We start from the raw sequence: 23,158 nt of genomic DNA, 5'->3' as shown, positions 1-23,158 counted from the left end.
TGATGGCAGATTATGAAGGTTTTCAAATTCGGCGGAGCGTCTGTAAAAGATGCCAAAGCGGTAAGAAATGTATCGAAAGTTCTTGATACTCAGGGGTTTGGTGAATGCCTGCTTGTAGTATCGGCAATGGGAAAAACAACCAATGCGTTGGAAGCGGTGGTAAATGCTTGGGCGGCGGGAGAGGATTTTGTGCGCAAGCTTCGCGATTCGGAAAGTTTTCACCTGGATATAGCCGAGGAATTATTTCAGGTGAACCATACTATTTTTTCGGAAATAAAATTAAAGTTTTCTGAGATTTTTAATTTTTTAACAGAAAATCCTTCGGCGGATTATGATTTTGCTTATGACCAGGTGGTAAGCGCGGGAGAAATTATTTCATCAAAAATCCTCAGCGCTTATCTGAATGATGCGGGTTTTTACAACAACTGGCTGGATGCGAGATGCGTGATAAAAACAGACAGCAATTTTCGGGAAGCCAATGTGGATTGGGACGCAACCGCCAAGAAAATCTCTGAACTGGAAATGAGTTTACCTGCTGTAACTCAAGGGTTTATAGCCTCCGATGAGAAGGACGCTACTGTAACACTCGGCAGGGAAGGCTCCGATTATTCCGCAGCGATTTTTGCGTACTGCCTCGACGCGGAATCAATGACTATCTGGAAAGATGTTCCGGGCGTGATGACCGGCGACCCGCAGGTTTTTGAGAATGTACAGCTGCTGAAGAGCATCTCCTATGAGGAGGCTATTGAGCTTGCCTATTATGGTGCGTCGGTCATTCACCCGAAAACTTTACAGCCCCTGAAGCAGAAGAATATTCCTTTTTTCGTTAAATCATTTCTAGAACCGTCGGCTAGCGGTACAAAAATAGGATTAAGCCTTGATAATCAATCTGTTGAAAGCTATATTTTAAAGCGGAACCAGCATTTGCTGAAAATTTCAACCAAAGATTTTTCCTTCATTGCTGAGGAGCATATGAGCCACATTTTCAGACTTTTAGCTCAAAATAAAATTAACATTTCATTGATGCAGAATTCTGCCATATCGCTCGCGCTGTGTCTGGAAGATAGATTCCGAAACCTGGAAGAATTAATTTCTGAATTGAGGAAAGATTACAAAGTTGACCTTGTGAAGGATGTCTCGCTTTTCACTGTCCGCCATTTTTCGCCTGGGGATCTGGAGAAATTTTACGAGGGGAAAGATGTGCTTATCGAGCAATCAAGCCCTTCTGCACTACAGATTGTGTTTCGCTAAATTTTCATACTTTAGTTTTTTGTTAAATATTTTTCGATGAGTCTTATCACTCAGGAGGATTTGATTTCCGCCGCGGGGCTTTCCAGAGCGGGTATTTTGAAAAAACCAATCGCGCGCGGCGTGATGAATCTCACAAAAATTGATGAGGTGAATGCCCTGTACGATAAGGTGAAAGACTTACAGGGTAATGAGTTTTTTGATACCTTTCTGCGGGAGCTCGGCATACAGTATGTGGTTTTTGAAGAAGATCTCACGCGCATCCCTGCTGGCGGGGCTTTCATTGTGGTGGCAAATCATCCGCTTGGGGCGATCGACGGGGTGCTGATGACGAAGATTTTCAGCGATGCGCGGCCGGATTTCAAGATAATGGGAAATTTTCTTCTGCAAAAAATTCAGCCTATGGCAGATTATGTAATCCCCGTGAACCCTTTTGAAAGCAGGAAAGATGCCTTCAGTAGCACCTCCGGGATGCGGGCAACTCTGCGGCACCTGCAGAATGGTGGCTGTGTGGGCATTTTCCCGGCGGGTGAAGTATCCAACAAAAATAATGCAGAGCGCGAGCTGCGCGACCGCGAGTGGCAGAAAGCAGTTTTAAAAATGATAAAAACTGCCGGGGTACCGGTAGTTCCGATGTATTTCCACGCAGAGAACAGCCGGATATTTTACAGAATGGCGCGGCTACACCCCGATCTCCAGACCCTGATGCTGCCCGCAGAAATGATGCGGAAGCGCGGCGAACCGGTGCGCATCAGAATTGGGAGGGCCGTCTCTGCAAAAAACATTGAAGCAGCGGAATCTGCTGGGGAAATTGAGGAACTCTTGCGGAAAAAAATCTATCTTCTGAAGGCGTACTACGAAAGGCGGCGAAAGATCCGCGATCTGCTGAAACTTCCGAATCTGCGTCTGAACTTTCATGACCTAAGTTCGGGCAGCGTAGTTCAGAACATTATCTCTGAAACGCCGAGGGAAGATCTTAGGCACGAGATCCAGGCGCTGAGGCGTGCGGAGAAATTGCTTTTCGCCAACGGAAGCTATGAGGTTTATTTTGCCGAGTACGGAGAAATCCCGTCGATAATGAGGGAGATTGGGCGCCAGCGCGAGCTTACCTTCCGCGAGGTAGGGGAGGGGAGCAACCTTCCTTTCGACCTGGATGAGTACGACCAGCATTACCGCCACCTTTTTCTTTGGGATAACGAAGCAGAGAAAATCGCCGGTGCCTACAGGATGGGGCTTGGCAGGGAAATAATGGCAGAGCTGGGTATCAAAGGATTCTACACGGCATCGCTGTTCGATTTCGATTCTGAACTGAAGCCTTTTTTCCATAAAACCATTGAGATGGGGAGGGCCTATATTTTAAAGGAATATCAGCAGAAACCTTTGCCGCTGTTCCTGCTGTGGCGCGGCATCGTGTATGTGTGCCTGCGCAATCCTGATCATCATTTTCTGATGGGTGGCGTAAGTATTTCGAATAAATTCTCGTCTTTCTCCAAGGCGCTGATGATTGAATTTATGCGCTCCAACTATTATGATTCTGCTCTGGCGCAGTATGTACACCCAAAAAATGAGTACCGGATAAAGATGGACAGGCGCGACAGAAACCTCTTCCTTCAGGAAATCGACACCGACCTGAACAAGCTTGATAAAATAATAGACGATCTGGAGCCCGGAATGCGGATGCCGGTGCTCATCAAAAAATACATCAAGCAGAATGCGAAAGTAATCGCCTTCAATGTGGATCCCAGCTTTAGCGATGCTATAGACGGGCTGATGTACATCCGCATCAGCGACTTGCCGGAGAGCACGATAAAGCCTGTGCTGGAAGAATTGAGCAAGCCTGAGCCGGCAATGTCAGATTACTCGTCCGGTGAGCAGTCGTCTATGAAGATTTGAAAAAAAATAAAATCAAAAATTTGCAGGTTAAATAAAATAATATTACTTTTGCACCACTCTAATCGAGTGATGGTTTCTTAGCTCAGTTGGTAGAGCAACGGACTGAAAATCCGTGTGTCCCTGGTTCGATTCCTGGAGAAACCACAAGTTTTATTACAAAATGATGCAAACGCTGCTAAATCCTTTGATTTATCAGCGTTTTTGGTTAACTGGCAGAACGCCAGTAAAACAAAATTCTACTGCAAAAGTAGAAAATAATTTTGTCCGTTATAATGCAACGACAGATGATATTACAATAGAATGGCATGGGAGTAAGATTAGTACTATAAATAATTAAGAAAAATGAAACGATTAACTTTTTTATTAATTATTGTATTTTGCTTCACCGGTTGCCAGCGAATTATTGAGCAACATCAATTTAATACAGAGTTAAGAAATTACACTTCTCCATACCAGGGAAACTGGTATGGAGTTTATACAGGCTCTGATAACGGACAGTTACAAATCACGGTCTATAAAGCTGGCAATATAGAAGTGAGACGAATTTTCAATAATGTTTCAGAGACTTTCTATGGATTAGTCTATAATAATGGTATTATTATGTTCACCTATTCAAATTCTGGTTTTTATCTGTCTGGCGACTTAAATGCTAAATCAGGAACTTGGAAACAAGGATCTTTAAATGGCAGCTGGTCTGTTACAAAACAATAATTAAATTACAAAAAATGAAATATATATATATAATTGCTCTACTTACTATTTCTACTTTAGCACTGTCTCAAGAGAAAACCACCAGTCTCGAAAAATCAATCTTCAATATTCAGACAGGCTTTGTTGGTTTTTGGGCAAACAACGAATTAAAATTGTCAAGGTCAATTGCTCTAAGATCAGAAATTGGAATTGAACCTATTTGGCTTGTAGGAGACGGCACTGTATGGCATCCAAATTTTAGACTTGAACCAAGATATTATTATAACCTTGAAAAAAGACTTGAAAAAGGCTACCCAATAAATTACAATTCAGGGAATTTTTTTGGAATTGCAATTAATTACAGGCCGGATGCTGTAGTCTTCTCTAACAATAAAAATCTAAAAACAATTGAGAGCATTTCTTTTGTTCCGAAATGGGGGATTAGAAGGAATTTAGGCAATCATTTTAATTATGAAGCTGGCTTTGGTATAGGACTAAGACACGAATTCAACTATAGAAATTATGGGGAATTTGATATTCATTTAAGGATAGGCTATTCTTTTTAAAAAAAATATGAAAAAAACTATATTACCATTAATGCTGTGTCTGGGAATTTTTGCAATTGCCCAAGAAAAAAAAGATTCCCTTTCCACCAAGGATATTAAAGAAGTTTTAATCAAATCTCAGAATGTGCCCGACATACTTTTGCTACCACCGTTACTCTTTCCAACAATGTCCCGATTGAGAGCGTCAGCAAAATGCTTGGGCACCGCAACATCAAGACCACGCAGCATTACGCCAAAGTCCTAGATAAAAAAGTCAGCGAAGATATGACCAGCCTGCGGACTTTACTGCAGCAGAAAAGCACCGCTGAAACTGCAAAAAAAGCCACTATCTAAAGTGGCTTTTTTATTTATAATTAAAGTATAGCCTAAGTATGGATAGTGTATGAGTATTAACCCAAAGGACATTATGCAAATCACTGGCAGAAGTGAGCGTTACAGCCGCGAATTATTGCAGAAAATCCGCACGGATTTAGGCAAAAATGAGCATCAGTTTATAAGTGTCCGGGAGTTCTGCAGTTGGGCAGGTCTCAATTACGAAGAAGTCCGCCAAATTCTTAAAAATTAGCCTGTTCAAAATTCATATAGGTATCAGATTATTTATTACCTTTGTCGCATCTGCTGACGAAGAAATTCAGAAAAGTGGAGAGAAGGGTTCCCATTCGGTTACCTGATTGTGTTTGAAATATAAATTGTTTAATCTTACAATGCTTGTAAAGTTGTGGCATCTTCCTGGAGAAACCACAAGAAATTAAACGGGAAAGACGCTGGTAAATTACTATATTTATCAGCGTTTATTTTTTACTGAACTTATGAGCAATATTGTGGCAATTGTCGGCCGGCCGAATGTCGGGAAATCTACCCTGTTCAACAGGCTGCTGGAAAGGCGTGAAGCCATTGTGGACAGTACTTCCGGTGTTACAAGAGACCGGCATTACGGAAAATCCGACTGGAACGGCGTGGAGTTTACCGTGATTGATACCGGTGGCTACGAAGTAAATACCGGCGATATTTTCCAGGAGGAAATCGATAAGCAGGTGGAGCTTGCTGTGGATGAGGCCACATCCATAATCTTCCTCGTAAATGTGGAGGAAGGCCTTACCGAAACCGATAAGGAAATGTTCCGGATGCTGCGGCAGAGCGGAAAACCCTTCTATACCGTGGTGAACAAAGTAGATTCCGCCAAGGAAGAATTGCCTGCCACGGAATTTTATCAGCTGGGCATCGAAAAATATTATACCATTTCTTCCGCCACAGGTTCTGGAACCGGAGAACTGCTGGACGATATTGTGAAGGATTTCCCGACCACAGATTACACCGATCCGTTTGAAGGCCTGCCAAGAATCACGATAGCAGGCAGACCGAATGTCGGGAAATCTACCCTGACCAACGCTTTGCTGGATGCGGAAAGAAACATCGTGACGGATATTGCCGGCACAACAAGGGATTCCATCGAAACCCTTTACAACAAGTTCGGCCACGAATTTGTGCTGGTGGATACTGCGGGAATGCGCCGCAAAGCCAGGGTGAAGGAGGACCTGGAATTCTACTCCGTGATGCGCAGTGTGAGGGCGATAGAGCATTCTGATGTGGTGATAATAATGGTGGATGCCACGCAAGGCTGGGAAAGCCAGGATATGAATATTTTCGGCATTGCGCAACGCAACAGAAAGGGCATCGTAATCCTTGTGAACAAATGGGATCTGGTGGAAAAGGAAACCAATACGATGCGCGATTTTGAGAAAGGCATCCGCGAAAAACTCGGGCAGTTTCAAGACGTCCCGATACTCTTCGTGTCGGCAAAAAACAAGCAGCGCATCCTGAAAGCTGTGGAAACGGCGATGGAAGTTTACGAAAACCGCAGCAAAAAAATCAAAACATCCCAGCTGAACGAGGTGATGCTGCCAATATTTGAGGAAAATCCGCCTCCTGCACTGAAGGGCAAATACATCAAAATAAAATATTGCGTGCAGCTGGGAACGCCTTCGCCACAGTTTGTATTTTTCTGCAACCTGCCGCAATATGTGAAGGAGCCTTATAAACGCTTCACGGAGAATCAGTTACGGAAAAATTTCGGCTTCACGGGAGTTCCGCTTGAGGTGTATTTCCGGCAGAAATAAAATTGAAAAGTATGACCATCCTTTCCCAAAATTTTTCGCTGGTAAATTCCTGGGTGAATGAGCTTCGTGATGTGGGCGTACAGCAGGATAGGCTTCGCTTCCGCAGAAATCTGGAACGTATCGGCGAAATTGCGGCCTACGAAATTTCTAAAACGCTGGATTTTTCGGAAAAGAAGATCCAGACGCCTTTGGACAAAATCACGGTGAAGGAAATCGCCGTGCAGCCAGTGATTGTCACCATTCTTCGTGCTGGCGTACCGCTGTTTCAGGGCGTACTGAATTATTTCGACAAAGCGGATTGCGGTTTTGTGGCGGCATACCGAAAGCACGATGCCAACGATTATTTCTCCATCAAGCAGGATTATCTCACCTGCCCGAATATTGACGGCAGGCCTCTAATCGTGGCCGATCCAATGTTGGCTACAGGTGCAAGCTTAATCGAAGCGCTGAAGGATTTGCTCAATCACGGTACGCCTTCGCAAATTCACATCGAGGCGGCAATTGCAGCGCAGCAGGGTGTGGATGCATTGCAGGAAGCCTTTCCAAAGGCCAAGCTTTGGATAGGTGCATTAGACCAAAACCTGACGGCGAAAGGCTACATCACGCCTGGCCTTGGCGATGCCGGCGATTTATCTTTCGGAGAAAAACTACAGCACTAATCCATCGCCATTACCAAAACGCTTACCCTGTTGCCCTCTGATTTCAGGAATTCCCACGCAATGCTTGCCATCGTATTGCCCGTGGTGAATACATCATCTACAACCATAATGTGCTGATTTTCAATTGTTTTGCTTAGGCTAAAAATGTTTTGCGTTTTAAATCTCTCGTCAAATTTACTGGTGGCTTGGGATTTTTTATGGATGTTTCTTTTCAGCAAATTTTTATTGTGCGGAATTTTCCATTTTTCCGACAAAGCATCCGCAAAAAGATGCAGCTGATTGTAGCCGCGCTGTCGGAGTTTTTTAGGATGAAGCGGCACAGATGCTATCAGCTGCGGTTTGTCGTCATCAAAAATAACGCGCTCGGCAACTCGCTCGGCAAGCATTTTCCCAAGAATTTCGCGCTGCCTGTATTTCAGGCTGTGGATGAGTTCGCGGCTCAGTCCTTCCTTGCCGAAATGCATTAGCGCGAAGGCTTTTTCGGTAGGGAAGAGCATCCGGCATTTTTGCGCCAGCGGATTTTTATCGTCGAAATTCCAGTGGGTGTAATGGATTTGCGCTTCGCAGGCTTCGCAAACCGGCATTGCAGCAGGGATGATGCGGTTGCAATGCAGGCAGCGGTTCGGTAGCAGCAAATCGAGAAGCATATTTTTGAGCTAGGTTTTAGCTTTTTAATTGATGAGCGAAATTTATCAAAAAATTTTATAGAAACTTTATTGATTTCCATTTTTCCGCGTTTCCCATTATCATCGTAAATTTGCGGGATGATACGCGTTACCAAAATTTTTTCCTTCGAAACTGCACACATCCTTTTTAATTACGACGGCAAGTGCAAAAATATGCACGGCCATTCCTACAAGCTTTTCGTGACCGTGAAAGGTGAGCCGGTACAGGATTTAGACCACCCGAAAAACGGTATGGTGGTGGATTTTGCCGACATTAAATCCATCGTGGAAGAGCACATCGTGAAGGTGTGGGACCACGCCGTTCTACTGAATGCACAATCGCCGCACAAAGATCTGGGCAAAACCCTGGAAGAGCAGGGGCACCGCGTGATTTACTGCAACTTCCAGCCAACCTGCGAAAATATGCTGTATGCCATCGCTGCTATTTTGCGGCGAAATTTGCCAGAAACCGTGCAGCTTGCCTACTTGAAACTTCACGAGACGGAAAACTCTTACGGAGAATGGTTCGCGGAAGAAAATTGAGATGAAACGGATTGATTTACAGCCTGGTAAGAAAATTTACTTCTGTTCCGATCAGCATTTTGGTACGCCGGATTTTCATTCGAGCAAAAAGCGGGAAGCAAAGTTCGTGCGCTGGCTGGAAATGATAAAGCCAGATGCCCAGGCGCTGTTTCTCCTCGGCGATTTGTTTGATTTCTGGCACGAATGGAAAACCGTGGTGCCCAGAGGTTTTGTGCGCGTTCTGGGAAAGCTGGCAGAGCTGAAAGACAGCGGCGTAGAAATGTATTTTTTCGTGGGCAACCACGATTTGTGGATGAAGGATTATTTCGAAAAAGAGCTGGGCATCACGGTTTTTTTCGAAAAGCAGGAATTTGAAATCGGCGGGAAAAAATTCCTGATTGCGCACGGTGATGGATTAGGGCCTGGAGACAAAGGCTACAAAAGGATGAAGAGGCTTTTCATGAATCCTTTGGCACAGCTGGCTTTCCGCTGGATTCACCCGGATATTTCGGTGAAGATTGCCACGCATCTTTCACAGAAAAACAAGCTGATTTCCGGCGCGGAAGATTTGAAATTTCTCGGCGAAGAGAATGAATTTTTAATACTTTACGCCAAAGAAAAACTGAAAACGCAGCACTTCGATTATTTTATTTTCGGCCACCGCCATTTACCGATGGAGCTGGATTTATACGGCGGAAAGTCCAAATACATCAACCTTGGCGATTGGATTTCGTATTTCACTTACGGCGTTTTCACAGATAAATTTGAATTGCTGGAATTTGATAATGATTAACACGGAGGCACGGAATTTTTTTAATGTTGTGAAAAAGACACGGAGACACAGGCCTTTTGAGTTAAACAAATTATTGGAAAATGGATTTGCACGAGAATGAAATTTCACAAATAGTTTTCGATTGCGGACTTCGTTTGCACCGCGAGCTTGGGCCAGGGCTGTTGGAAAGCATTTATGAAGAATGTCTTTTTTATGAGCTGAGCGAAAGCGGTCTGTTTGTAGAAAGGCAAAAAGCGCTGCCCGTGGTTTACAAAGGTAGAACGATGGAACATTTCTATCGTGTGGATTTGCTGTTGAACGGAAAGGTGATTGTCGAGGTGAAGGCCTGCGATGCATTGCACAATTTGCACTTGGCGCAAGTTCTCACATACTTGAAGCTCAGCAAATGCCGTTTAGGCTTGCTCATCAACTTCAATGTCTCGTATTTCAAAACTGGTTACAAAAGGGTAATTCACGGCGATGTAGCGTTATAGAAGCACCGTGATAGGAACTTCTTTACAGAATCCCGTGTCTCTTTGTCAAAGAGATTTTCACCAGAATCCGTGTCTCAGTGTTTTATCGATATAATTGGCTAACAATCCGTGTCTCAGTGTTAGAGAAAAATTCACCAGAATCCGTGTCTCAGTGTTTTATCGATATAATTGAAAAAAATCCGTGTCTCAGTGTTAGAGAAAAACTCACCAGAATCCGTGTCTCGGTGTTTTTAACCAAAATAATTGACAAACAATCCGTGTCTCAGTGTTAAAGAAAAAAATAAAAACTTGAAAAATATTTTCTCAATAAAAAATCAGGCGGGATTTTTGGAAGCCTGCCTGGAAACTTTTAGGTTTCAGTATGAAAATGAGCCTGTTTATCGGCGGTTTGTGGAGCTGCTAAATATTAATCCAACCGAAGTTCACAGCTTGGAACAAATTCCATTTCTGCCGATCGAAGCCTTCAAGAAGCATCAGATTATCGATGAAAATTTTTCGCCGAAACATTATTTCCAAAGTTCCGGGACTACGAATATTCAAACGAAATCCCGCCATTTCATCGCAGATTTTCAGCTTTACGAAGAAAGCATTGAGCGAAGTTTCCGCCAGTTCATCGGCAATCCGGAAGATTTTATTTTTGTAGGATTGCTGCCAAATTATTCGGAAAATCCGCATTCTTCGCTAATTTATATGGTAGATTTTCTGATGAAAAAATCCGGCAGAAAAGAAAACGGCTATTTTCTCTACAATCACCAGGAACTCTTTAATTTATTGCAAAGCATTGATAATCAAAAAGTTATACTTTTTGGCGTTTCTTTCGCATTGTTGGATTTTCTGGATTTTTTAAATTTATCGCAAAAGAAAATTAACTTTTCCGAAAATTTAACAGTGATAGAAACTGGCGGAATGAAGGGCAGGAAGGAAGAAATGACGAAGGATGAGTTGCTGGATTCGCTAAAGAGCGGCTTCCAAAGCGAGCGGATTTTTTCAGAATATTCAATGACGGAGCTGCTTTCCCAGGCATATTCTTTGGGCGGAAACATCTACGAATCGCCGAACTGGATGAGGATCCTGGTGCGCAGCCTGGAAGACCCGATGGCATATATGCCGCCCGGAAAAAACGGCGCCATCAGCATTATCGATTTGGCGAACCGCCATTCCTGCGCGTTCATCGCCACGCAGGATTTGGGCATTCTGCACGAAAATTCCGCAGGCCTTCACCCGAAATTTTCTGTTGCCGGAAGGATAGACCACTCTGATATCCGTGGTTGCAGTTTATTGGTAAGCTGATGAAAACGCGTATAAACATTGACGAAATCGTTTACAACTTCCTGCATTCTCAGTGTGATTTCGCGGAAGAAATTCTGCTGACGAATTTTTTCCACGGCGATTGGGAAGCCGATATTCTGAGAATTGGCAGGGATGGCTTCAGCCACGAAATCGAGATTAAACTTTCAAAGCCGGATTTCCGCAATGATTTCAAAAAATTCTATACCAACCAGAAAACCGGCGAGAAATTCCTGAAGCACGATAAAATCTGCTGTGGCGATTATGTGTGCAACCGCTTCAGCTTTCTTTTACCGATGGGCTTGGTGCCGCATTCTGAAATCCCGGAACATTGCGGCATCATAGAATTTTACCACAATCCTGATTCCTGGAAAACGGAATTTTTCAATGTGCGCGAAGCGAAACTCCTGCACGAAGATCCTTACTGGAAATTGGTGGATAAAGATTTGTTTATCAGGAAATTAGCGCAAAATATTTTAGCCAAAAAGCTGGAGCTGAAAGGCAGGGCGGAAGAATTGATTTTGCCAAATCCTTTGGAACTGAAGCGGAAATGATGCCGAAAGTTTTCCTCTGATTATCTTTGCAAAAAAAATAGAAGTGAAAAACGCGAAATACTGGGTTTGGGGCTTAGGCATAGCTGCCGTGCTTGTGCTGGGCTACTTTATTTATCAGATGGGGCAGGGCAACCAGAACCTTACGATTTTAATAATGCTGCTCATCGGGCTTTTGCTGGGCGGCCTGATTGTTTTCCTGATTTCCGGGAAGAAAGCCCAACCGCCTGTGGTGCTGGAAAATTCCCACACCGTGATTGAAAGTATGCGGAAGGTTTTCAAGATTGTTTCGGCGGAAGGGCAGTTCAATGAAATTTATAATTACGAAGAGCAGTCGAGGCTTCTCGGCGTAATTCCGCAGACGAAAAAAGCGCTGGTGATCGTGAAGGCGAAAGTTCTCGTAGGGTACGATTTCGAGAAATTCAAATGGGCTGTGGATGAGGAGAGCCGGAAAATCCGCCTGCTGGAATTTCCGGCGCCGGAAATACTTTCCACGGAAACCGATTACAAATATTACAACATCGAGGAGCAGCCTTTCAACCTTTTCAGCAAAGAAGATTTGGCGAGAATTCAGGAAAACGGAAAAAAGCAGGTGATAGAGGCCGCGAAAAATTCAGACCTGCCAAGAATTGCGGCAGAGCAGATGCAGACGATGCTCACGGAACTTGTGCGCAGCAACCACTTCATCCTGGAAAATCCCGAGAAAATTTCAGAATCTCGCAAGAAAATCGGCTTCGATGCGGTGGTTTCTGAGAATACGGAGAATATCGAGGCGTGAGGATTTATTTGTCATCATAATGTCCAAGAAATTGGACGACAATAATAACTTTCTCGCTCTCTAAGATTTCATAAACCAGCCTATCTTTCTTGCTAATTGTTCGGCTATAAATTTCGCCGTTGTAATACTTTAAGCGCTCAGGCGAACCAATTCCTTTTCTCGGGTGGTTTTCAAGTTCTTCCAGAAGGTTTTCAATTTTTTTCTTAATTGCTGATGAACCGGATGTGGAGAGGCTCTTTAAATCTTTTGCAGCGCGCTTTGAATATTCTATAAAGTATTGTCCCATAGGTTTTTACGGTCGATTCTCACAGTTCGTCCGGCTTCATAATCAGCTCTTGCTTCTTCCACTTTATTTGAAAGTTCTTCAGAGATTTCACCACTTTTCACCGGCTTGAATGCAATGTGGATTTCCTTCAAAAAAGCCTTTATTTTTTCAAGTTCGCTTTCATTTTTCGGCATTACCAAGATGTTTTCCATAACCCAATTTTTTTTACAAAAGTAAGAAAATCTTTCCCTGCAAATTTCCCTATTTTTGCGGATTAAATACGCTTGAAGTATGCTTTCAGTTCAGGGCCTTGGGCTGCATCATTCCGGGAATTATCTTTTCCGGGATGTGAATTTTACTATTAAAAAAGATGATAAAATCGGGCTGGTCGGGAAGAACGGCGCAGGAAAATCCACGCTGCTGAAAATCCTTTCCAACGAGATTAATTTTTACGAAGGCAATGTGGTGCCGGAAGGCAATATCTCCATCGGCGTTCTGAAGCAGGACCTGGATTTCGTGAAAGGCCGCACAGTGTGGGATGAAACGATGCAGGCCTTCGAGCAGATTAATCTCTGGAAAAACGAACTAGAAGATGTTGAAAACCAGCTGGCTACAAGAACGGACTACGAAAGCGACGATTATGCAAAACTCATCGACAGGCTTACGGAGCTGAACGACCTGCTGTTCCACCACGATGCCTACAACCTGGAGGGCGATATGGAAAAAGTGCTTCTTGGGCTGGGTTTCAAGGCGGAGGATTTCGAAAAAATTACCGATGAATTTTCCGGAGGTTGGCGGATGAGAATTGAACTGGCGAAACTTCTTCTGCAGAAAAACGACCTGATGCTGCTGGACGAGCCCACGAACCACCTTGATATGGAATCTATAATGTGGCTGGAGAATTTCCTGAAAGATTATCCAGGTGCCATCGTTCTGGTAAGCCACGACAAGCAGTTTATGACGGCTGTTTGCAACAGAACTTTTGATGTGAACAATAAGAAAATTGACGATTATAAAGCGAATTACTCTAAATACTTGGAACTTCGCAAAGAAAGACGTGAAAAACTGGAGCAGGCGAAAAAGAATCAGGATACGGAAATCAAGCAGATGGAGGACAATATCAACAGGTTCCGCGCTTCTGCAACGAAGGCAAGTTTTGCCCAATCGTTAATCAAAAAATTAGAAAAAATTGAAAGAATTGAGCTGGATAATGAAGATGTCTCAAAGTTCAACATCCGGTTCGTTCAGAGCATCGTTCCTGGAAAAGTAATCTTCAAGGCTGAAAATCTGGGCAAAAGCTATGGCGAAAAATTAGTTTTCGATGGTGTAGATTTCTTCGTGGAAAGAGGCGACAGAATTGCGCTGCTCGGGCAGAATGGCCAGGGCAAGACTACGCTTGCGAAAATTTTAGCCGGCGTTACCAAAGATTTCAGCGGAAATTTGGAGGATGGGCATAATGTTCGTATCGGCTATTTCGCCCAAAATCAGGAGGAAGTGCTGGATCCAGAGAAAACCGTGCAGCAGGAAGCGGAAGATGCGGCAACCGAGGAAACGAGGCCAAGGGTGCGGGATTTGCTGGGAAGTTTTCTTTTTCAGGGTGAGGCTGTGAACAAGAAAACGAAGGTGCTTTCCGGCGGTGAACGGAACAGGCTTGCGCTGTGCAAGCTGCTGCTGCAGCCGTTCAATGTGCTGATAATGGACGAGCCTACGAACCATTTGGATATCCAGTCGAAGGAAATTATAAAGCTGGCGCTGCAGAAATTTGACGGCACGCTGATTGTGATTTCGCACGATAGAGAATTCCTGCAGGGCCTTAGCGATAAAATCTTTGAATTCCGCAACGGAAAGATGAAGGAATTCCTCGGAAACATCGATGAATACCTGGAATACCGGCAGAAAGAAAGTTTGCGCGAAGTGTCTTTAGAAAAAGCAAAACTCGAGCAGAAACATTCTCAGGAATCTAAACCTGAACCTCAGCCTCAACCTCAACCTCAGATTCAGAGTAAAGAACAAAAAAATCTGCTGAATAAAATCAAAAAAGCAGAAGAGCAGATTGAAGGTTATGAGCAAAGAATTTCCGAGCTGGAAACGGATTTTTCCAAAGAAAATCCTTCGCCCGAAAAACTGGCCAGCTACGAAAAACTGAAAGCCGAACTCGAGAAAGTAATGGCAGATTGGGAGGCGCTGAATCTACAATTGGAAGGATAAAAAAAAGCAGCAATCGGCTTTTGGCTTCTTGCTGCTTGTTTTCGCATCTGTTATCTTTGCCTCTTAGCTTGGCTTTTATTTAATAAAGCCTCTGTTTCTCAGCAGCGGTTTAATATCCGGATTTCTACCAGCAAAATCACGATAGGCTTCGTTCAAATCCTTGGAATTGCCTACGGATAGGATGTATTTCCGGAATCTGTCGCCGTTTTCACGCGTAATGCCACCATTCGCCTTTATCCATTCCCACGCATCGGCATCCAGAGTTTCCGACCAGATGTAGGCGTAATAGCCCGCCGAATATCCGCCGCCAAAAATGTGCGAGAAATACGGCGAATGGTATCTCGGCGGAACGGCGCTAAGCGTGAAGCCGTTTTTCGCAAGCGATGCCTTCTCAAACTCCAGCACCGGTTTCAGCTGGCTTTCGGAAGTCACAGTGTGCCAGTCCATATCCACCATGGCTGCAGAAACCAGTTCCGTAGTGCGGTAGCCTTGGTTGAAAGTGCTTGCCCGCTTTATTTTATCCACCAAATCCTGAGGGATCGGCTTTTTCGTTTGGTAATGGATGGCGTAGTTTTTCAGAATTTCCGGCTCAAGCGCAAAATGCTCGTTGATTTGCGAAGGGAATTCCACGAAGTCTCTTGGCACCGCAGTTCCGGAAAGCGTCGCATATTTTTGGTCGGCAAAAATTCCATGGATGCTATGCCCAAATTCGTGAAACATCGTTTCCACATTGTCATAGCTTATCAGCGAAGGCTTTCCTGGTGCAGGTTTTTGGTAATTGTAGCAGTTCACCACCACAGGTTTTTTGCCCAGAAGATGAGACTGTTCTACGAAATTATTCATCCATGCACCGCCTTGCTTGCTGTCTCTCGTGTAAAAATCTAGGAAGTAAAGCGCCAGCGATTTGCCATCCCAATCGAAAACTTCGTAAACCATCACATCAGGATGGTACACTGGGATGTCCGTTCTTCGCTTGAAGGTGATGCCGTAGAATTTTTCCGCGGCGTAGAACACGCCTTTTTCCAGAACGGTAGTTAGCTCGAAATATGGCTTGATTTCATTTTCATCCAAATCAAATTTCGCCTTCCGTACCTGCTCAGCATAAAAATCCCAATCCCAAGGCTCTACCTTGAAATTGCCGCCCTGCTGATTGATAAGTGCCTGAATATCAGATTGTTCCCTTTTCGCTGTTTCTATGGCAGGCTGCGCCAATTGCTTCATCAAATTCATCGCCGCTTCAGGATTTTTCGCCATCTGATCCTGAAGTTTCCATTCCGCAAAATTTTTCTTGCCTAAAATCTGCGCCTTTTTCAGCCGAAGTTTCGCAAGCTGTTCTACGGTTTTCCTCGTATCGTTGGCATCGCCTTTTTCCGCGCGGTACCAGGATGCCTTGAAGAGTTTTTCCCTTGTAGCGCGGTTTTTCAGGCTTGCCAGCAAAGGCTGCTGCGTTGTATTTTGTAGAGAAATCAGGTACTTGCCATTTTGCCCGGCCTTTTCCGCTGCAGCAGCTGCCGCTGCAATCTGGTCTTCGGTAAGCCCGTCCAGTTCACGAACATCGGTGATGATGAGTGCCGCATTTTTCCGCGCTTCCAGCAATTGATTGCCGAATTTCGTGGAAAGCGCCGCAAGCTCTTTGTTAATCTTTTTCAGCTCGGCCTTTTTTGCTGGTGAAAGCGCAGCACCAGCCTTCTCGAAATTTTCACGGTAATGCTGCAGAAGCCTTTTCCCTTCGGCATCCAGGTTGTCCGGCTTTATCACCAGAATTCTTTTGTAAAGCAAATCGTTCAGGTAGATTCTATCCGAATGCTCGGCAAAAATCGGTGCGAAATCCTGGCTGATTTTCTGCATCGTAGGGTTGGTATCCGAACCGTTCAGGTTGTAAAAAACCGACTGTGCCCTGCCCAAAATCTCGCCGGATTTCTCCAGTGCAACTATCGTGTTGCTGAAGCTCGGCGTTTCAGGATTGTTGGCAATCTGCTCGATTTCCTGCTGGTGAATTTTTAGCCCGTATTCAAAAGCGGGCCTGTAATGCTCGTCCCGAATTTTGTCAAACTGCGGCGTTTCGTATTGCAGCGGGCTTTTATACATCAAAGGATTATCCGCCAAATGTGCTGGAATTTTCGCATCAGCGTTCGCCGTATTCATCGTGGTTTCAGTATTTTTTACAGTTTTCTGAGATTCGCAGGAAAGCGCCGAAAAAGCGAGGCTTCCCGCAAAAAAGTAAGTTGCGATATTTTTCATTTTTGCCTGAATTTATTGTAAAGATAATAATTTGGCGCGAATTTTCGGCTAAGTTGTTTTGGAGTAAACCGTTCGGAAAATCTCATCCTTGATTTCGTCTAAATTTTCTGCCGAAAAATTAGCCATTAAGAATAATGGAACTTTCTGATTATCAAGTCGGTAGGAAGGTTGCAGATAATTTTCTTCAATAATTTTGAAGCCGTTTTTCTCGTAAAATTTGATGCGGTTCTCTGCGATTTTATTCAAGTGAGAAGGTTCAGATTCCAAAATTATTTTTGGGAAAATATCCGAAATTTTTGCAAGGATTTTACTGCCAAAACCTTTGCTTCGAAATTTTTCATAAATCTCAAAATGCTCGATAAAATTAAACCCGAAAAACTTCCAAACCACGATGTAGCCGATGTTTTCAGAATTTTCCCGAATGCTGAAAACCGCCGCATCTTCATTTTGCAAAATCGCGGAAAACTGCGCTTCGTCTCTACGCTCTTCTTCCGGAAATGTTTTGGAATAAGCCGAAAAAATTTCCTGTATCAGTGCTGGGTTTTCCGGCTTAACTTTCTGAAAATCCATCAGTTACAAATCGAAAACGCTTGGCCTTCTTGTGATGAAAATATCCTTCACCCAAAGCATAAAAGCGAGCGCCAAATACACGAGAAAGAAGATGCCTGCCGTAGCGAAAGTGCTGTAAATGAAGAAGATACGCAGCTTGGAAACCGGAATGCCGAGCTTTGCGCCGTACCTTGTAAGCACGCCAAACCATTGTCTTTCGGCGCGGTGCCGAATTTCCGCGAAGATTTTGGGCTCTCTCATTGTTTCAAAAGTTGAAATCCGATGCTGCAATTTAGGCAATTTTTCGAAAGGCACATCGTCTTGTAGTGGTAATTGTATGCCTGGCTTTCCAGCGCATTTTTCACACTGATTTTCAATGACTTCCAGTTGCCAATCACCGAATTTTTCTCGGGCTGAAGCTGCGCATAAAAATCCAGAATGCTGTCTGCAATGTCTTCCCGAAAATTGAGATTGTAGAAAAATTTCACCGGGAGAACGGAATTTATCAGAACCAAATCGATGAAGCTTTTGCTGAGATTTTTAGGTGAAAAAGAAGAGGCCTTTCCAAAGTTAAACTTGTCGTCCCAGTAATCCGACGCTGCGGTGCCCTCAAAAATCTTATAAAGTTCGGCGATGCTTTCCGCTTCGGTTATTTTTGAAAATAAATTCGGTTCACGATGATAAAGCTGCGCCAATTGAGAAAGCCGGATTGTAGGGAAGTTTGGCGGTCTAAGCCGTAGAAATTTTGGTGGAATTTTTTCGCCGGAGAGTTGGAATTTCGTCTGCAGAAAATTGTATTCTTTCTGCCAGATTTTCGTTTGTTCATCAGTCGGATTTTCCAGCCAACCGGCTTTCCCGAAGAGCAGCGCTTCCAGCTGCACCGGATTTTGCCTAACTTTCTGAATGACAGAAAATGGTAGGTTTTCCGCTATCTGACGGAAAATTTCCGAATTGATCTTCAAGCCAAATGCTGCGGCAATTTCCTGAAACATCAGCGCTTCATAATTATTGCCGTTGTTCTGCAGCCTTTCGGAAAGCAGTTGAGATTTTTCTGAAAGTTTTTTCAGTAATGAATTTTCTCCAAAACCGAACGGGATTCTTTCCGGCATGAAAATTTTTTCGCAAGGAATAAATTGCGTTGCTGCATCGAAATTTTGAAATTTCCGAAGTGTTTCCGCAGAGATGTAATTTTTCAATTCAATCGTTGGAATCCCTTTGTTAATCAGGCTTTCAACTTCTGTATCGTGAAGAAAAACGGCGTGCAGTACTACACTCTGATAAGCCGAATCGTGATCGTGATTGTGCAAAATCCAGTCGGAAGAACGGAGGTGCAGCTCAATATTCCCGATGATTTCCACGCCATTTTGCCGAATTTTGCCCATAGAAAAATCTGGTCCGGAATCGTGGTTCCACTTCCCGAAATCCAGAATTTCCAGCGCATGGCCTTCCACATCGCGAAAATCAAAATTTTCGAAAATCTTGAAATTCCAGATGTATTGCAGGTGTTTTTCGGTCACGGTTTAGTTCACAGTTTAAAGCAGATAATTTACTTTTGAAATTCTTCAATAGTCCTCTGATACATCGCTTCGTACTTTGGTATAATATTTTGAATATCAAAGCGTTGCGCTTGTTTTAGTGCATTCTGTTTCATTTGCGAAAGCAGGTTTTCATCCTGCAGAAGTTTGATGCAGTAGTTGCTCATCGCTTCCACATTTCCGGTTTCCGCGAGAAATCCGGTCTCACCCTGAATATTCACCTCCGAAATTCCGCCAGCGTTGGAGCTTACCACCGCTGTTCCCGCTGCCATCGCTTCCAGCGCTGCAAGCCCGAAACTTTCCTGCTCTGATGGCAACAGGAAAACATCCGACAGTTCAAGGACTCTGTAAAGATCGTTCACTTTTCCAAGTAGCCGGATTTTGTCAATCAGGTGTGGATTTTCTTCCAGAAAAAGATTGATGCGCTCCATTTCTGGACCTTCACCAATGATGATTAGTTTGGATTTTATCTTGGCTTCAACATTTTTGAAAATTCTCAAGACATCGGCAATTCTTTTAACAGGTCTTAAATTTGAGACATGGATTAAAATCTTCTCATCAGGATTGGCAAACTGCCTTCTTTGGCAAGGGTTTTCAGCCTTAGCAAAATCCCCATTATCAATGAAATTATAAATAACCTGGATGTCTTTTTTAATGTTAAAAAACTTCAGGGTATCAGCCTTCAAACTCTCTGATACTGTGGTAATTGTATCGCTTTTGTTGATGGAAAATTCCACAGCGTGCTTGTAGGACGGATGCTGGCCAACCAGCGTAATGTCCGTGCCGTGAAGCGTGGTAACCAGCGGAACATCCAGCCCTTCATCCTTCAGCATTTGCTTCGCGGTGTACGCAGCGTAGGCGTAGGGCACGGCATAATGGGCGTGAAGCAAATCCAGCTTGTAAAGTTTCACCACACGATAAATCATCGATGAGAGCGCAATCTCATACGGCTGATATTTGAACAGCGGATATGACTGTAAATCAACACGATGGAAGAAGATATTAGGGTTGGTAATGTCCAATCTTGCAGGAAGATTTCCCGAAATAAAATGAATTTCGTAGCCTTTTTTTGCGAGAGACATTCCCAGTTCTGTTGCCACAATTCCGCTGCCACCGTAAGTAGGATAGCAGATGATTCCTATTTTCATTTTCGTAAAAATATGTGCTTTATTTTAAAAATTATTCAATATCCCTGTTGGCGAAACCAATCATTCCAGGATTTCTGCCTGCCCTTGTGCAAACCGTGGTTGGTTTGGTTGTCGTACTTTTTGTCCATAGCAGCATAGTAGCGCTGAAATTCTATGTACATCTTCCTGATTTCGCTGTGGTAATTTGCGCGGGAAAATGTTGCGGCTTCCGTTTTTCGTCGGAAATCATCCGCAAAAATCTGGCAGATGTTGAAGTGTCCCTGTTCGTGTCGCAGAAGCTCGGCCGTTTTTTGTTTGGGCTTTACCCAGGATTTTTTCGCAACAAGCGGCGTAGTCTTCATCCGCACTTTCACGATGTTGCGGTCGGAGTACGCCACATCATATTGGTAGTACACATCGGTGTAGATGTAGGCCGCAAAATTAACCTTTGGGTCGGGCTTTCCGCTGAAATGCCCCCAGTGAATTTTACCGCCATCAGCCGTCCAGTAATTCGACAAGTTTTGCGCAAAGACCACCACAGAAAATAGCAGCAGTAAAGGCAGCAGGAATTTTTTCAATTGGTTCATTATTTGGTGTTTTTTGGTGATTCCTCTTCCAAATCCATTCCTGTTCCAGCTTTCAGGCTGTCGTTTACCAAGACTGGAAGCCTGCCGTGGATTTTTGTTTTGCCAAGGAAAGCCTTTGCTGCGGCAATCATCGAATCATCGTTGTTTTCGTAAGCCACGGCAACTGCCGGAATTCTGCTAATGTCCATATCGCGCAAAGCGTACGGACTGCCGAAAACATTAAGAAGCACTTGGTGATTTTGTGCAATTTCTTTAAGAATTGTTTGGCTTTCGTCTGAGATTTTGTAAGGTTTGTACGCCGTGGAATTGTCCTTGTGGAAACTCACCAGCACTTTTGAATTGCGCGGAATGCTGCCGATTTCGGACGGTTTTTTCAGAATAATTTTTGCGCAGCGCTTTTCAAGCTCGCTGTAAAATGTGTTGTAATCCGCTTCCTCCAAAGGCACGAAATAATAAGTTTCAGAGGTTTTCAGCGGTAAAAGCTGGCCTTCATTTTTGATTAAAGTTAAAGCATTGGCATAAATTTTCTGCGCCAGTTCCCGATGAGATTTATTGTTGATTTCCTCCGAAATATTTCTGGAATTTCTGGGTTGAAAATCATTTAATCCCAAGTAATATTTCGTCAGGAGAATTTTTTTCACGCTCTCTTTCAATCGCCGTTTTGGGATTTCGTTTTTGTATAACTCATTCTGAATCAGCTGCTTACCTTTCTTTACATCTTGGGAAAAAAGCATTAAATCATTTCCCGCCTTGAAGGCCAAAGCATCCAGTTCGCCGGCTTTGTAGCGGTCTGCCACAGCATTCATATTCAGCGCATCGGTGATGATTAGGCCATTATATTTCAGTTGGTTTTTCAGAATTCCCGTCACTATTATTTCCGAAACTGATGCCGGAACACCCTGCCGATTTTCCAGCGCAGGCACATAAAGGTGCGCCACCATCACACCGCCGATTTTCTCATTCATCAAATTTCGGAACGGCGCCATTTCCACATTTTCCAGCCGCTGAATATCGTGCGAAACCACCGGCAATTCCAGGTGAGAATCGGTATCCGTATCGCCGTGCCCAGGGAAATGCTTGATGGCCGCCAGCACGCCATTATCCTGCAAACCTTTGGCGTAGGCCAGCGCAGAAGCCGTGACATTCCCAACTTCCGAGCCGAAGCTTCGGTTGCCAATTATCGGGTTTTGCGGATTGGTATTCACATCTACAACCGGTGCAAAATCCCAGTTCACGCCGATTTTCTTCGCATCTTCCGCAATTTTTGAGGACATTTCGTAAATCAAACTTTTATCCTGAACAGCGCCCAGCGTAATGGCCCACGGCAATTTGTGCGCCGCAGGAATTCTCTGGAAAAGCCCCCATTCTGCATCCATCCCGATCAGCATTTTTACTTTCGATTTTCGCTGAAATTCATTTACCAGATTAATGTGCCGCCCAGCATCATCCTGCATCAGAATTAGGCCGCCAATTTGCTCATTTTCAACAATTTGCCTTACGCTTTGAATATGCTCCTCACCTTTATTGGTGTAAAGTGCCACGATGAAAAGCTGCCCAAGTTTCTCATCCTGAGAAAGCGAGCGGTAAGTTTTGTTCACCCATTTTTTTGCGGCTCGGTTTTCTTTTGAAGAAAGGTTTGTTGGCAAAAATTGAGCCGCTGAAAACTGGGGGATTTGTGAGAAAAATATTGCGAGAATGATGGGCAGTCGTTTCATCGAAAGTATGCTTGATAAGCAAATTTACAACTTTGCCCTTCACGGCAGTATGCTGGCGAAAATAATATTATTGAGAATTATGTATCGGACAATTTTCAAAGATTGCCAAAAAAATGCCCGAAATAGTTTTTTTTCACTTCAAGATAATTGGCATCATCTTCATTTGGCTCAATAATCAGCGGAATTCTTGATTTTAATTCAATAGAGCTTTCTTCTATGAAACGGAGTTTTTCAGGGTTGTTCGTCAGAAGGTTGATGGAGGTAACGCCCAAGTCATCAAGTATTTCCACCGCAATTCCGAAATCTCGGGCATCAGGTAAAAGTCCAAGCTCAACATTTGCCTGTACGGTATCGAAGCCCTTTTCCTGAAGTGCGTAGGCTTTTAGTTTGTTAATAATCCCTATATTCCGGCCTTCCTGCCGAAGATAAATAATAACGCCGCCATTTTCGTGAATGAATTTTATAGCGGCATCCAGCTGCGGTCCGCATTCGCACTTCCTTGAATGGAAAACTTCGCCTGTAATGCATTCGGAGTGGATGCGCACATTCACTGTTTTGCTCAGGTCAGTCCCTTCCGAGATCAGGGCGAGGTGCGGCATCCAGTCATCTGGTTTTTCGGAATATGCCAGAATGCTGAATTTACCAAAATCGGTCGGAACATTTGCCTCTGCCTGCCGCCTAATCATCAG

25 protein-coding genes, 1 tRNA gene and 1 pseudogene are annotated in these 23,158 nt (G+C 43.9%); 16 read left to right on the top strand and 11 right to left on the bottom strand.

Annotation, left to right across the window (positions count from 1 at the left end):
• The first annotated feature begins 12 nt into the window (after positions 1–12).
• The 9 genes and pseudogenes from IMZ16_RS03620 (at position 13) to upp (ending at position 7,173) form a co-directional block, all read left to right on the top strand.
• Entirely contained in the window at positions 13–1,251 is a 1,239-nt protein-coding gene (locus tag IMZ16_RS03620; protein WP_193440527.1) for an aspartate kinase, read from the top strand.
• 36 nt (positions 1,252–1,287) lie between these two features.
• Positions 1,288–3,141 carry a lysophospholipid acyltransferase family protein gene (locus tag IMZ16_RS03615; RefSeq protein ID WP_193440526.1) on the top strand — a complete coding sequence of 618 codons (1,854 nt, stop codon included), beginning with the start codon at positions 1,288–1,290 and terminating at the stop codon, positions 3,139–3,141.
• A gap of 71 nt (positions 3,142–3,212) precedes the next feature.
• A tRNA-Phe gene (locus tag IMZ16_RS03610) sits at positions 3,213–3,285 on the top strand.
• 16 nt (positions 3,286–3,301) lie between these two features.
• Positions 3,302–3,478 carry a hypothetical protein gene (locus IMZ16_RS03605; protein ID WP_159430207.1) on the top strand — a complete coding sequence of 59 codons (177 nt, stop codon included), beginning with the start codon at positions 3,302–3,304 and terminating at the stop codon, positions 3,476–3,478.
• 5 nt (positions 3,479–3,483) lie between these two features.
• Positions 3,484–3,852 (top strand): hypothetical protein, encoded by a 369-nt coding sequence (locus tag IMZ16_RS03600; RefSeq protein WP_193440525.1) that lies wholly within the window; start codon positions 3,484–3,486, stop codon positions 3,850–3,852.
• A 14-nt stretch (positions 3,853–3,866) separates the two neighbouring features.
• The gene (locus IMZ16_RS03595; protein WP_193440524.1) at positions 3,867–4,397 is read left to right on the top strand and encodes a hypothetical protein; all 531 of its coding nucleotides are present in this window, start codon (positions 3,867–3,869) and stop codon (positions 4,395–4,397) included.
• Positions 4,398–4,523: 126 nt separating this feature from the next.
• Positions 4,524–4,730: pseudogene (locus tag IMZ16_RS03590) on the top strand (tyrosine-type recombinase/integrase); the annotation flags it as partial.
• Positions 4,731–5,206: 476 nt separating this feature from the next.
• Positions 5,207–6,514 (top strand): ribosome biogenesis GTPase Der, encoded by a 1,308-nt coding sequence (gene der, locus IMZ16_RS03585; RefSeq protein ID WP_193440523.1) that lies wholly within the window; start codon positions 5,207–5,209, stop codon positions 6,512–6,514.
• Positions 6,515–6,525: 11 nt separating this feature from the next.
• Positions 6,526–7,173, top strand: a complete 648-nt coding sequence (upp, locus tag IMZ16_RS03580; RefSeq protein ID WP_193440522.1) for a uracil phosphoribosyltransferase — start codon at positions 6,526–6,528, stop codon at positions 7,171–7,173.
• Here upp and IMZ16_RS03575 read toward each other — a convergent pair.
• A complete protein-coding gene (locus IMZ16_RS03575) occupies positions 7,170–7,820 on the bottom strand; it encodes a ComF family protein (RefSeq protein WP_193440521.1) in 651 nt (216 codons plus the stop codon). The genes upp and IMZ16_RS03575 overlap by 4 nt on opposite strands.
• 117 nt (positions 7,821–7,937) lie before the next feature.
• Here IMZ16_RS03575 and IMZ16_RS03570 point away from each other — a divergent pair, with 117 nt between their 5' ends.
• The 6 genes from IMZ16_RS03570 (at position 7,938) to IMZ16_RS03545 (ending at position 12,242) form a co-directional block, all read left to right on the top strand.
• Positions 7,938–8,381 (top strand): 6-pyruvoyl trahydropterin synthase family protein, encoded by a 444-nt coding sequence (locus IMZ16_RS03570; RefSeq protein ID WP_193440520.1) that lies wholly within the window; start codon positions 7,938–7,940, stop codon positions 8,379–8,381.
• Between the two features lies 1 nt (position 8,382).
• Positions 8,383–9,153 carry a UDP-2,3-diacylglucosamine diphosphatase gene (locus IMZ16_RS03565; RefSeq protein WP_193440519.1) on the top strand — a complete coding sequence of 257 codons (771 nt, stop codon included), beginning with the start codon at positions 8,383–8,385 and terminating at the stop codon, positions 9,151–9,153.
• An 80-nt stretch (positions 9,154–9,233) separates the two neighbouring features.
• Positions 9,234–9,626: a GxxExxY protein gene (locus IMZ16_RS03560; RefSeq protein ID WP_317173238.1), complete on the top strand. Its 393-nt coding sequence runs from the start codon at positions 9,234–9,236 to the stop codon at positions 9,624–9,626.
• 288 nt (positions 9,627–9,914) lie between these two features.
• Entirely contained in the window at positions 9,915–10,916 is a 1,002-nt protein-coding gene (locus IMZ16_RS03555; RefSeq protein ID WP_193440518.1) for a LuxE/PaaK family acyltransferase, read from the top strand.
• On the top strand, positions 10,916–11,467 hold the full coding sequence (locus IMZ16_RS03550; RefSeq protein WP_193440517.1) for a hypothetical protein: 552 nt from the start codon (positions 10,916–10,918) through the stop codon (positions 11,465–11,467). The genes IMZ16_RS03555 and IMZ16_RS03550 overlap by 1 nt, the downstream gene beginning before the upstream one ends.
• 43 nt (positions 11,468–11,510) lie before the next feature.
• Positions 11,511–12,242: a DUF4230 domain-containing protein gene (locus tag IMZ16_RS03545; RefSeq protein ID WP_193440516.1), complete on the top strand. Its 732-nt coding sequence runs from the start codon at positions 11,511–11,513 to the stop codon at positions 12,240–12,242.
• A 4-nt stretch (positions 12,243–12,246) separates the two neighbouring features.
• On the opposite strand, the gene IMZ16_RS03540 is transcribed toward IMZ16_RS03545, so the two are convergent.
• Complete coding sequence (locus IMZ16_RS03540) at positions 12,247–12,528, bottom strand: Txe/YoeB family addiction module toxin (protein WP_193440515.1); 282 nt, start codon at positions 12,526–12,528, stop codon at positions 12,247–12,249.
• Positions 12,510–12,719: a DUF2683 family protein gene (locus tag IMZ16_RS03535; RefSeq protein ID WP_073180683.1), complete on the bottom strand. Its 210-nt coding sequence runs from the start codon at positions 12,717–12,719 to the stop codon at positions 12,510–12,512. Before IMZ16_RS03535 ends, IMZ16_RS03540 begins: the two co-directional genes overlap by 19 nt.
• A 79-nt stretch (positions 12,720–12,798) precedes the next feature.
• Between IMZ16_RS03535 and IMZ16_RS03530 the strand changes: the two genes are divergently transcribed.
• Positions 12,799–14,715: an ABC-F family ATP-binding cassette domain-containing protein gene (locus tag IMZ16_RS03530; RefSeq protein WP_193440514.1), complete on the top strand. Its 1,917-nt coding sequence runs from the start codon at positions 12,799–12,801 to the stop codon at positions 14,713–14,715.
• 75 nt (positions 14,716–14,790) lie between these two features.
• Here IMZ16_RS03530 and IMZ16_RS03525 read toward each other — a convergent pair whose 3' ends face one another.
• The 8 genes from IMZ16_RS03525 to ribA all read right to left on the bottom strand — a co-directional run bounded on the left by IMZ16_RS03525 (position 14,791) and on the right by ribA (position 23,155).
• A complete protein-coding gene (locus tag IMZ16_RS03525) occupies positions 14,791–16,956 on the bottom strand; it encodes a M3 family metallopeptidase (RefSeq protein WP_193440513.1) in 2,166 nt (721 codons plus the stop codon).
• A 48-nt stretch (positions 16,957–17,004) separates the two neighbouring features.
• Entirely contained in the window at positions 17,005–17,526 is a 522-nt protein-coding gene (locus IMZ16_RS03520) for a GNAT family N-acetyltransferase (RefSeq protein ID WP_193440512.1), read from the bottom strand.
• A 3-nt stretch (positions 17,527–17,529) separates the two neighbouring features.
• Complete coding sequence (locus IMZ16_RS03515) at positions 17,530–17,751, bottom strand: PspC family transcriptional regulator (RefSeq protein WP_185113772.1); 222 nt, start codon at positions 17,749–17,751, stop codon at positions 17,530–17,532.
• 11 nt (positions 17,752–17,762) lie between these two features.
• On the bottom strand, positions 17,763–19,022 hold the full coding sequence (locus IMZ16_RS03510) for a DUF2851 family protein (RefSeq protein WP_193440511.1): 1,260 nt from the start codon (positions 19,020–19,022) through the stop codon (positions 17,763–17,765).
• Between the two features lie 29 nt (positions 19,023–19,051).
• Entirely contained in the window at positions 19,052–20,188 is a 1,137-nt protein-coding gene (gene bshA / locus IMZ16_RS03505; protein WP_193440510.1) for an N-acetyl-alpha-D-glucosaminyl L-malate synthase BshA, read from the bottom strand.
• Positions 20,189–20,223: 35 nt separating this feature from the next.
• Complete coding sequence (locus IMZ16_RS03500) at positions 20,224–20,754, bottom strand: DUF922 domain-containing protein (protein ID WP_193440509.1); 531 nt, start codon at positions 20,752–20,754, stop codon at positions 20,224–20,226.
• On the bottom strand, positions 20,754–22,469 hold the full coding sequence (locus IMZ16_RS03495; protein ID WP_193440508.1) for a glycoside hydrolase family 3 protein: 1,716 nt from the start codon (positions 22,467–22,469) through the stop codon (positions 20,754–20,756). The genes IMZ16_RS03500 and IMZ16_RS03495 overlap by 1 nt, the downstream gene beginning before the upstream one ends.
• Before the next feature lie 95 nt (positions 22,470–22,564).
• Positions 22,565–23,155 (bottom strand): GTP cyclohydrolase II, encoded by a 591-nt coding sequence (ribA, locus tag IMZ16_RS03490; RefSeq protein WP_073180703.1) that lies wholly within the window; start codon positions 23,153–23,155, stop codon positions 22,565–22,567.
• Positions 23,156–23,158 lie beyond the last annotated feature (3 nt).

Source organism: Cruoricaptor ignavus, assembly GCF_014961145.1.
Lineage (GTDB): Bacteria > Bacteroidota > Bacteroidia > Flavobacteriales > Weeksellaceae > Cruoricaptor > Cruoricaptor ignavus.
The sequence above is the reverse complement of the archived record's forward strand: the minus strand, read 5'-3'. Positions and strand labels throughout refer to the sequence as shown.